Genomic DNA, 9335 nt, shown 5'->3' with positions numbered 1-9335 from the left:
TGCTCTCACCCTGCTCTTTTATGTTGTCGAGATGTTGAAATTTTACCCTGATATTGAGAATGACATTGACGGCTAAAATAACTTTTAATTAGGGTCTGCTGAAAAAGTTTTTCCCGGTGTGGGGTGTGGGGTGTGGGGTGTGGGGTGTGGGGTTTTACTCATTTTCAGGTGGTCAATTACCTAATTTTCAGGGAAAAAGTCCCGGAATTTTACCCCCGATCACTCCAATGCTAGGCACTTTTTGAGGTCAAAAAAGCCTAAAACCCTTATCCAACAAGCTTTTTAGATTTATTCAGCAAGCCCTAATTAATCGCCAACGAGTTGAAAAATCTGCATCTGTTTCAGGCAATGTCCAAAGAGCATGAATGGGATCTGGTAAAATGACAATAGCATCAATCTTAAAATGATGTTGTCACATAACATATTTAAAAGCATTTCGTAGTAAATCCACATTTTCAGGTTCACACAAAATTCTGTGACGATTGTATGTCACAACTGTAAAAAAATAAGTGGCTCCTGGTGTTTTTGCTCTACGGTATTGCATCAAGTTAGAATAACATTTATTGGACTGATGTTTACTCAACTGGCATTGGGTTTCGTGCCTCAACCCAACCTACCAAACTGTAACCTTTATTCTGTATGCTTTTTAGCGAATAAGGTAAGCATAACATTGCTGAGAGGGCGATCGCTGATTGGCTCGCTCAAACCCTAATTAATTCGTTAACCTCAAAATGGTCTTTTTGTACTAATAAATATTCGATTAGAACGCTCAATGCGTTTGCTAGAGTGCATTTGAGACAATTTATCAAATTTTCGGTTTGAGAAATGAGCGCACCGTGAGTTCAATGATTTTAGCTGATGTTATTGGTGATTTGGCCATGCCCACAAGGGATCGCCTTAATCATCCCTAACCCATCCTACGCCATCAGCGATCGCATTACCACTTCATAAAGGGTGGTGGACTGAAGGGATGTTTTGCAAACCACTCGCGTGCGCCTTTTATGAGAAAGCGGTGAAATCCCTTATTTGGAATGGCCTTTTTGACCTCGCTCACATAGGCGGGAGGAATGCCGAACTTAAAGAAACCAAGGGAGAAATCAACTAAATCGCCCCTTCTGAAGAGTTCCACCAGCGGATAGCGGTCTGTCTTGTAGGTGCGAACCTTGTGGTGCATCTCGACCATTAGTCCAATTTCCTCAGACCATTCCTGTTGCCCGGTTTCGGATAAGTACCTCTTTACTTCAGACACCGAAGGTGGGATGTAGTCCACGGTATGAGCCGACCAAAGACCTAGATCGTGAAAGCAGGCGGCGATCGCCAACTTGGTCTTTTCTTCTTCGGTGCAGGAATGGAGGGCCAAACAGAAATTGAACATTCGATAGACATGACCCCTGTAACCCAAGTAGTCATCACCGATTCGGTCTTTCCATGCAGCGAGAATTTCTTCTATGAGATCGTTCTTGGTCTCTATGTCCATGCACGCTCCTAGTTCGTAGATTATCTATTTATTGGCATTCTAACCCATTGGAAAAAGCTCCGAATAGATCAAGCCAAAGTCAGGTGCGTTACTTAACGCGCCTTTTTGCTTTTAATCATGATGAATTTGTAATCATTATGCGTTACGCTAACACATCCTATCGTGCTACCGTGCGACTTTAGTGCGATCGCCGTCATCTTGTTGATTAAACCTTAAAACTGCGATCTCTTTGAGTGTCATTATTGCGATCGCTTTTCTTGTCATCAGTTCTAACTCATGCTGATTTTAATATAATAGCCATAATTGTTTGACATCTTAAGAGAAAAAATCATGATTAGAGCGATTAAACAGAAAGGAATTGTTGGCAGAGAAGGAAAAATAGAGCTTTATTCTGCGGAAATAGAAGAAGGAACAGATGTGGATATTATTATTTTAGTATCTGATCCTGAACCCGATACAACCGAATATCTTCTTTCAACAGAAGCCAATCAGCGTGAATTATCCGAAGCTATTGACAGAATAGAAAAGAAAGAAAACTTAGTGACAATTACCACAAAAGAATGGCGTGAAAAATATAGTATTTGATCCGAAAGCTTTTAAAGAATTCAATGAATGGGCGATAGAAGACAAAAAACTCTATAAAAAATCCTTGATTTAATTGACGACATATTGCGCCATCCCTTCTCTGGAATCGGTAAACCCGAACCCTTAAAACATCAACTCAAGGGTTATTGGTCAAGACGCATTAATGATGAACATCGCTTAGTATATAAAATTACAGAAACAGAAATTATTATTATCAGTTGTAAATTTCATTATGACTAGGCTCAAGGTAATCGCCGTCATCTTCTTGATTAAACTTTAAAATTGCCATTGCTTGGGATAGGAACGCCAAGAGCGATCTCTTTTTGGGCAGCAGCAGGAGCGAGTGCCGATTTTGTAGAGTTCGTCCCATGTACCTTTTACCCTTTTGAAAGTGTTTTAATCTCTGGGACTTAATCTAATTAAAAATCAGGCAATTTGTTCGGAAATACGGGGCTGAATTTGCTGAATAATCTCCTCACGGTTAGATAAAGTCTTCAGATCATAAATTACTTGAAGACTGAGCCAGGAAGCAGCATCTCCGCCAAAATAGCAGGCTAATCTTGCTGCCGTATCAGCCGAAATAGAACGACGTTCTTTAACAATTTCATGAATACGAGATGCAGGAACCTTCAAGGCTAAAGCTAAAGCATTCACGCTCATATTTAGAGGAATCAAAAAATCTTCCCGCAGAATTTCTCCCGGGTGAACCGGTCGCATTTGATTAATAGGACGGTTATTCATAATTAATTATTTATGAGTGATAATCAACAATTTCAACATCAGTAGGTCCATTATTTGTCCAGATAAAACATAATCGAAACTGAGAATTAATCCGAATACTATATTGTTCTTTTCTATCGCCTTTTAAAGCTTCAAGTTGATTGCCTGGTGGAGAGCGCAGAAACTCTAAGGTTTGAGCCGCATCTAATTGAGTCAACTTCCGAATAGCAGTATCTTTGAAACCACGAAAACGAGGCGGATCTCCTCCTTCAAAAAGTAATCGCGTATGCTTGCATCGGAAAGATTGAATCATATTCAAATGCTATTCCGTTTTGCGTAATATGTCAAGCAAGAACATCAACTGATACTAAATCCGTTGAGTATAGGTAACATATTAGGATAGGCAAAAGGCAAGAGGCAAGAGGCAAGAGGCAAAAGGGGGGCTCTCCCAGCTTTGGTGGGTAAAATGTATTCTAAGATACATTTCTCCTAGCGAGGGGGTGGAACGAACCACAAAGACACAAAGGACACAAAGATCGATCGATCCTATGTAAGTTAAACTTATCACACAGAACCTAGAAGAGCCAAAGGGGGAATAAATAATCAGTCTTTAATAACCGGATTTATTGTCAGTATATCCCTAACACCCTTAAAACCCCACACCCAGGAAAAGCTTTTTGCCGCAAACCCTACTTAGGGCTGTGTATAGAGAAGTTGCGAATTGTTAACCTTAGCTTTGCTAGGAAAACAAAACATGGTATTGTGACCCCAAGGCCGTAAAAAACGGCTGGGTTTTCAGCCGATCTGTAGCTTGGATTGAGGTGATAAAACTCAACATTACCTTTTTCTCGCTAACAAAATCGGTGATAACACTTCATCAGAAACAGTGATCGTAGTAACTTGACAATTAGCTAAAAACACAGCCACCATAATTCCTATAATATTGGCGATCACACTGGGAGAGATAAAGTTTAATATATTCAATAATATCCTATAGTTTTATTCGCATAGTCCTCAGCACTATAAATCATTTGTTCTTCACTTAATCTATATTTTTCCTCATAACTTAATTCACTAAATCGGCGATAAGCTTTCCACCATAATCTCTTAAACTCCTCTTTCTCTTTATATTCTTGCTCTGCTCTTTGTAGTCTTTTTTCAGCCTTTAATTCTCCAATTTTTTCTATTTGTTCATATTCTTCTAATGAAATTGATTTCGGGGTTTTACTAGACTTAAAAGGAGCAGAAATAAAATTCCAAATAACTAAAAAGGAGTTTTGAATCGCACTAACATAAATGCACATATAAAAAATGAAAACGCAAGCCATTAGTATTGCTATTGGTATTGCTATCAGAGGGTTATTCATAATAGCCGTTTTAACCGTCGGAGTCATCCATAGGAGACCATCAATTATTGGTGTTACAACTGATAGCAAAACTGATAGGGATATAAACATACCCCATAACCCCAGAGTACTTGAGCAGTTAATTTCTTGACTATATTGACCCGATCTAAGTAAACCAAGAAAGGTGCCTGTCACGAGGGCAAATGGGAATATGTAAATAAATACGCGGCTGAATTCTTTAAATATGACTCCTAATGAATAATTTTTATCTAGTGGGTCAAATAATAAGTTTCCCAGGACAAAAGGTAAAGACAAAGCAATCTGAGAGCAAACTACATTTTTAATGATAGCTACCAATTTATTATTCATGGCTAATTCAAGTTTGAAGTGCACTAGGACTTTAGTTATTCAAAAATATCTCATAGGGTGTGCGATAGTCAAGGCTTTTTGCGGCAGGGTAACCGCGTCTTATTTTGTAACAAAACATACAAATTATTTTATTGGAGTGCGATCGCTGATCTTGTAGTGCGATTTTGGCTTTTGAAAGTGCGATCACTTTGGACTTTGAAAGTGCGATTATTTTGGTAAGTGCGATCGCTGTCATCTTGTGGATTAAACTTTAAAATTGCCATTGCTTGGGATAGGAATGCAGGGGGCGATCATTTTGGGAATAAGCAATTTTTGGGTAATGGCGATCGCTTTTGGGGCAGGGGTAAGAGCGATCGCATCTCTCCTAGGCTAGAACGCCGATTGCCAAGGATGGTCAGTCAGCCCTAGATAGTCAACAGCTTACCCGAAAAAGCTAGATTTTGTAACAAAATTTAGTATTACTTAGGGCTGTGTATAGAGAAGTTGCGAATTGTTAACCCTAGCTTTGCTAGGAAAATAAAATGTGATATTGTGACCCCAAGGCCGTGAAAAACGGCCAGGTTTTCAGTTTTTTTAAACATCAGGTCGCTACATTCTACAGCTATTTTCGCTCAAAAAAAAACGATTTTCTAGGCCTTTCTATGACTTATCTTGTTGAACATCCTTCTACAACCTTTTATTCCTATACCGATACGGGGGTCGATCCCCTGAAAACCGCTCACGGAGTTTATATCACGGTTCACGGACATTTTTACCAACCACCGCGAGAAAATCCCTATCTAGACAGAATTGAACGGCAACCGAGCGCCCATCCCTTCCATAATTGGAATGAACGCATCCATCACGAGTGTTATCGTGCCAATGCTTTTGCGCGCATTTACAATGACCGGGGGGAAGTGATCAAAATAGTTAATAACTACGAATATCTCAGCTTTAACATCGGGGCCACCCTAATGTCATGGATGCAATCCCATGATCCCGAAGTTTACCAACGCATCCTGACAGCGGATCAAAAAAGTTGTCAACGCTTAAACGGTCATGGTAACGCCATCGCCCAGGTCTATAATCATATCATTCTGCCCCTAGCCAACAAACAGGACAAATACACCCAAATTCGCTGGGGAAAAGCCGATTTTCAGCACCGTTTCGGCCGGGATCCCGAAGGAATGTGGTTAGCGGAAACAGCCATTGATTTAGCCACAGTGACAGCTTTAATCGATGAGGGGATTAAATTCACCATTTTAGCCCCTTCCCAGGCCCTGCGCTGTCGTCCTTTCCCTAGCGACCAGGATCCTCATCCCCAATGGCACGCGGTGGCCGGAGGTCAAATCGATCCCACCCGTCCCTATCGCTGTTACATTCCCGATGGTCGTTATCTGGATATTTTCTTCTACGATGGTCCAATTTCTCGGGATATGGGCTTTAATGATGTCCTAGCCAGCAGTGATTTTCTCGTCGGTCGTCTGGGACAGGCAATTAAAGGGGATCATCGTCCCTCCCAGTTAATCAGCGTCGCTACCGATGGGGAAACCTTCGGCCACCACAAACAGGGGACAGAGAAGTGTCTTAGCTATGCTTTTACGGAATCTTTCCCTAAAAACGGCTGGACAGTCACCAATTTTGCCCATTATCTCAGTATTTGCCCCCCCACTTGGGAAGTGGAATTAAAACCCGTGACCGCTTGGAGTTGTGTCCATGGCGTAAATCGTTGGCAGGATGACTGTGGTTGCGGGGGAGGGGGAAATTACCAGCAAAAATGGCGTAAACCCCTGCGGGAGTCCCTAAATTGGCTCAGAGATGAGTTAATTAAGGTCTATGAGATTCAAGGACAGGAATTTTTCCGCGATCCTTGGCAGACAAGGGATGACTACATTGCAGTTATTTTAGATCGCTCCCCAGACGCGATCGAACATTTCCTCGCTTTGCATCAAAGTCGCAACCTGAGTAAAAGCGAGAAAATCGATGCTTTGCGTTTATTAGAAATGCAAAGACAGGCTTTATTGATGTTTACCAGTTGTGGCTGGTTTTTTGAAGAAATTTCTCGACCTGAAGGTACGCAAATTTTGAGATATGCTGGCCGGGCCCTGGAATTAGCTGGAGAAGTAGCTGGAATTCAATTAGAAATGAATTTCCTCAGTCGTCTAGCTTTCGCTCCCAGTAACGTTAAGTTATATCAAGATGGGGCTGATGTCTATCGACAATTGGTCACTTCTGCGCGGGTCGATTTGGAACGGGTGGCGGCCCATTACGCTATTAGTTCCCTATTTACCAATTATCCCAGTCATCATCGGATTTATTGTTACAATACCCGTCAATTAGATTATCAAAAACAAGCGATCGGGTCTTTAACTTTAGCAGTGGGACAGGTGGAATTAACCTCAGAAATTACCCAAGAAAGTGAACATTTTGTCTTTGCTGTTCTACATTTAGGAGGTTGGGATTTTTACTGCTGCATTCAACCTTTTAACGGTCGGTTAATCTATACCAATCTTAAGGATCATCTCTTTGAATCTTTACAACAGGCCAGTGTCTCGACCATGATCGTAGAAATGGGGCGCGGATTGGGAGAAAACTTTTTTGCTTTACCCCATCTTTTTGCCGATGAAAGACACCGGATCATGCAGAAGGTGACAGCCGAAACTAAAAAACGTCTCGATCAATTATACACCCAAGTTTATCGGGATAATTACGGCATTTTAGCGGCTTTCCAACGGGATGAGCTGCCCGTACCTCAAGAGTTACAGGTAGCGGCCGATATTGCCATTTCTCACCGTTGTTTACAGGTGATTAATGCCCTAGAAAAAGATTTTGAGCAGCGGCAAGCAACGGAGAATAATCTCGATCAATTATTGGCTATTGCTAAGGAAGCCAATCATTTACACTGTCAATTAAACATTCCCGAAGCGCGTCAAACCTTAGAAAGTCTGCTCTGGCAATCTCTTGGGAAATTATTACACGATGGCGATCCTTTAACGGCGGAGGAGGATACTCGCCTAATCACCCGTTTAATTGAAGTTAGCCAACAATTAAAGCTAGGATTATCCCTCGATCGCTCTCAGGAATTATACTATTATTACTTCCATGATCGTCTAGTTCTTAATTCTTTGCTGTCCAATTCCATAGATGCTGCCTGTTCTTGGCCGATGACTCAATTAAAATGGTTATTACTATTAGGACAGGTGTTAAAAGTTGATGTGAGTATTTGGCTGTAAAATCAGTCAAAGGGTGGGCAATGCTCACCCTTTGATGATTAAGTGGGTTAGGCGATGATTGCCCTGGAACTCAGGTTAACCCAGAGACTAAACCCTTAGATTTATAATGGATCATAAGTCTCTCATCGAAGGTTTACATGACTATCACGCCGATTTATCCTGCCTCAGCCGGCACAGCAACCCAGTATCCCGATGCTTTTGGGCGTTTTGGACGCTACGGGGGCAAATACGTCCCGGAAACCCTGATGCCAGCCTTAAGTGAACTAGAAACGGCCTATAATCAGTATCAAGACGACCCCGATTTTCAAGAAGAATTAAATCAACTGCTCAAGGATTACGTCGGTAGACCTAGTCCCTTATATTTTGCCGAACGTCTCACCGCCCATTATGCCAAAGCTGACGGTACTGGGGCGCAAATTTACCTGAAACGGGAAGATTTAAACCATACTGGGGCCCACAAGATTAATAACGCCCTCGGTCAGGTTTTATTAGCCAAACGCATGGGTAAAAAGCGAATTATCGCCGAAACCGGGGCAGGACAGCACGGCGTGGCCACCGCTACGGTTTGCGCTCGTTTTGGTCTAGAATGCGTGATTTATATGGGAATTCACGACATGGAACGCCAGGAACTCAATGTTTTCCGCATGAGACTGCTTGGGGCGACGGTGCAACCCGTGGCCGCCGGGACAGGAACCCTGAAAGATGCCACCTCGGAAGCGATTCGCGACTGGGTAACTAATGTCGAAACCACTCACTACATCCTTGGTTCTGTGGCAGGTCCCCATCCCTATCCGATGATGGTGCGCGATTTTCACGCGGTTATCGGTCAAGAAACTCGTCAGCAAAGTCTGGAAAAATGGGGCGGTTTACCGGATATTCTCCTTGCTTGTGTGGGGGGTGGTTCTAATGCTATGGGTTTATTTCATGAGTTTGTTAAAGAAGCTTCCGTGCGTTTAATTGGTGTTGAGGCCGCCGGGGAAAGTATCGCTTCCGGAAAACACGCCGCCACCCTTACCCAAGGTCAACCGGGGGTTCTACATGGAGCAATGAGTTATTTATTACAAGATAACGAAGGTCAAGTTATCGAGGCCCACTCAATTAGTGCTGGTTTAGATTATCCCGGAGTCGGGCCAGAACATAGCTTTTTAAAAGATAGTGGTCGCGCCGAATATTACAGTGTCACTGACCGGGAAGCACTAGAAGCTTTTCAAAGAGTTTCCCGTTTAGAAGGGATTATTCCAGCCCTAGAAACTGCCCACGCTTTAGCCTATTTAGAAACTCTTTGCCCACAAGTAACTGGTAGTCCTCGCATTGTTATTAATTTCTCTGGACGGGGTGATAAAGATGTGCAATCGGTGGCTAAATATTTATCGATGAATGGTTAACCTTTAGCCTTTTCAGTGAGCAGTTATCAGATTTGAGTATTAAGTGATCGGTATTAGATGAGCAGTATTAAATGGCGGTTTCTTGCTGTCTTTTTACCCTTGACCGATTATCATTTACTGAGCCATGAAAATGCTACCTACTCCCGGGAGCATCTCACCTTTGCAATGAGCATAAATACTTAGTGGAAAAATAGGCTTTTCGAGGGTAATTCTTGTTTTAATTCTCCATGTACGCAGTCTT

The 9335-nt window shown here is 42.1% G+C and carries 9 protein-coding genes and 1 pseudogene; 4 read left to right on the top strand and 6 right to left on the bottom strand.

Annotated elements, in window-relative coordinates:
- Positions 1-937: 937 nt before the first annotated feature.
- The gene (locus IM477_RS08560; RefSeq protein WP_287727810.1) at positions 938-1477 is read right to left on the bottom strand and encodes a hypothetical protein; all 540 of its coding nucleotides are present in this window, start codon (positions 1475-1477) and stop codon (positions 938-940) included.
- 330 nt (positions 1478-1807) lie between these two features.
- On the opposite strand from IM477_RS08560, the gene IM477_RS08555 reads away from it, so the two are divergent.
- Together IM477_RS08555 and IM477_RS08550 are read left to right on the top strand one after the other, a co-directional pair.
- A complete protein-coding gene (locus tag IM477_RS08555) occupies positions 1808-2062 on the top strand; it encodes a hypothetical protein (RefSeq protein WP_287731376.1) in 255 nt (84 codons plus the stop codon).
- Positions 2043-2302: pseudogene (locus tag IM477_RS08550) on the top strand (Txe/YoeB family addiction module toxin). Before IM477_RS08555 ends, IM477_RS08550 begins: the two are co-directional and overlap by 20 nt.
- A 186-nt stretch (positions 2303-2488) precedes the next feature.
- On the opposite strand, the gene IM477_RS08545 reads toward IM477_RS08550, so the two are convergent.
- The 5 genes from IM477_RS08545 to IM477_RS08525 form a co-directional block, all read right to left on the bottom strand.
- Positions 2489-2803, bottom strand: a complete 315-nt coding sequence (locus tag IM477_RS08545) for a HigA family addiction module antitoxin (protein WP_002801551.1) — start codon at positions 2801-2803, stop codon at positions 2489-2491.
- A 10-nt stretch (positions 2804-2813) separates the two neighbouring features.
- Complete coding sequence (locus tag IM477_RS08540) at positions 2814-3095, bottom strand: type II toxin-antitoxin system RelE/ParE family toxin (protein WP_002795678.1); 282 nt, start codon at positions 3093-3095, stop codon at positions 2814-2816.
- A 524-nt stretch (positions 3096-3619) separates the two neighbouring features.
- Positions 3620-3766, bottom strand: coding sequence for a hypothetical protein (locus IM477_RS08535; protein WP_287731374.1), 147 nt, complete (start codon positions 3764-3766; stop codon positions 3620-3622).
- Positions 3763-4497 (bottom strand): hypothetical protein, encoded by a 735-nt coding sequence (locus IM477_RS08530; RefSeq protein ID WP_287731372.1) that lies wholly within the window; start codon positions 4495-4497, stop codon positions 3763-3765. The genes IM477_RS08535 and IM477_RS08530 overlap by 4 nt, the downstream gene beginning before the upstream one ends.
- A gap of 128 nt (positions 4498-4625) precedes the next feature.
- Entirely contained in the window at positions 4626-4760 is a 135-nt protein-coding gene (locus tag IM477_RS08525) for a hypothetical protein (RefSeq protein WP_287731370.1), read from the bottom strand.
- Positions 4761-5138: 378 nt separating this feature from the next.
- On the opposite strand from IM477_RS08525, the gene IM477_RS08520 reads away from it, so the two are divergent.
- Both IM477_RS08520 and trpB read left to right on the top strand, forming a co-directional pair.
- Entirely contained in the window at positions 5139-7709 is a 2571-nt protein-coding gene (locus IM477_RS08520) for a DUF3536 domain-containing protein (protein WP_287731369.1), read from the top strand.
- A 137-nt stretch (positions 7710-7846) separates the two neighbouring features.
- Positions 7847-9094 (top strand): tryptophan synthase subunit beta, encoded by a 1248-nt coding sequence (trpB, locus tag IM477_RS08515; RefSeq protein WP_287731367.1) that lies wholly within the window; start codon positions 7847-7849, stop codon positions 9092-9094.
- Positions 9095-9335 lie beyond the last annotated feature (241 nt).

This window comes from Microcystis sp. M090S1 (genome assembly GCF_020246295.1).
GTDB classification, from domain to species: domain Bacteria; phylum Cyanobacteriota; class Cyanobacteriia; order Cyanobacteriales; family Microcystaceae; genus Microcystis; species Microcystis aeruginosa.
This window is presented reverse-complemented; position numbering and strand designations above follow the sequence as displayed.

Coding starts and splice junctions, on each gene's coding strand:
- IM477_RS08525 (WP_287731370.1), bottom strand. CDS start 4,760: ATGGCAATTTTAAAGTTTAATCCACAAGATGACAGCGATCGCACTTAC.
- IM477_RS08520 (WP_287731369.1), top strand. CDS start 5,139: ATGACTTATCTTGTTGAACATCCTTCTACAACCTTTTATTCCTATACC.
- IM477_RS08545 (WP_002801551.1), bottom strand. CDS start 2,803: ATGAATAACCGTCCTATTAATCAAATGCGACCGGTTCACCCGGGAGAA.
- IM477_RS08530 (WP_287731372.1), bottom strand. CDS start 4,497: ATGAATAATAAATTGGTAGCTATCATTAAAAATGTAGTTTGCTCTCAG.
- IM477_RS08560 (WP_287727810.1), bottom strand. CDS start 1,477: ATGGACATAGAGACCAAGAACGATCTCATAGAAGAAATTCTCGCTGCA.
- IM477_RS08555 (WP_287731376.1), top strand. CDS start 1,808: ATGATTAGAGCGATTAAACAGAAAGGAATTGTTGGCAGAGAAGGAAAA.
- IM477_RS08540 (WP_002795678.1), bottom strand. CDS start 3,095: ATGATTCAATCTTTCCGATGCAAGCATACGCGATTACTTTTTGAAGGA.
- trpB (WP_287731367.1), top strand. CDS start 7,847: ATGACTATCACGCCGATTTATCCTGCCTCAGCCGGCACAGCAACCCAG.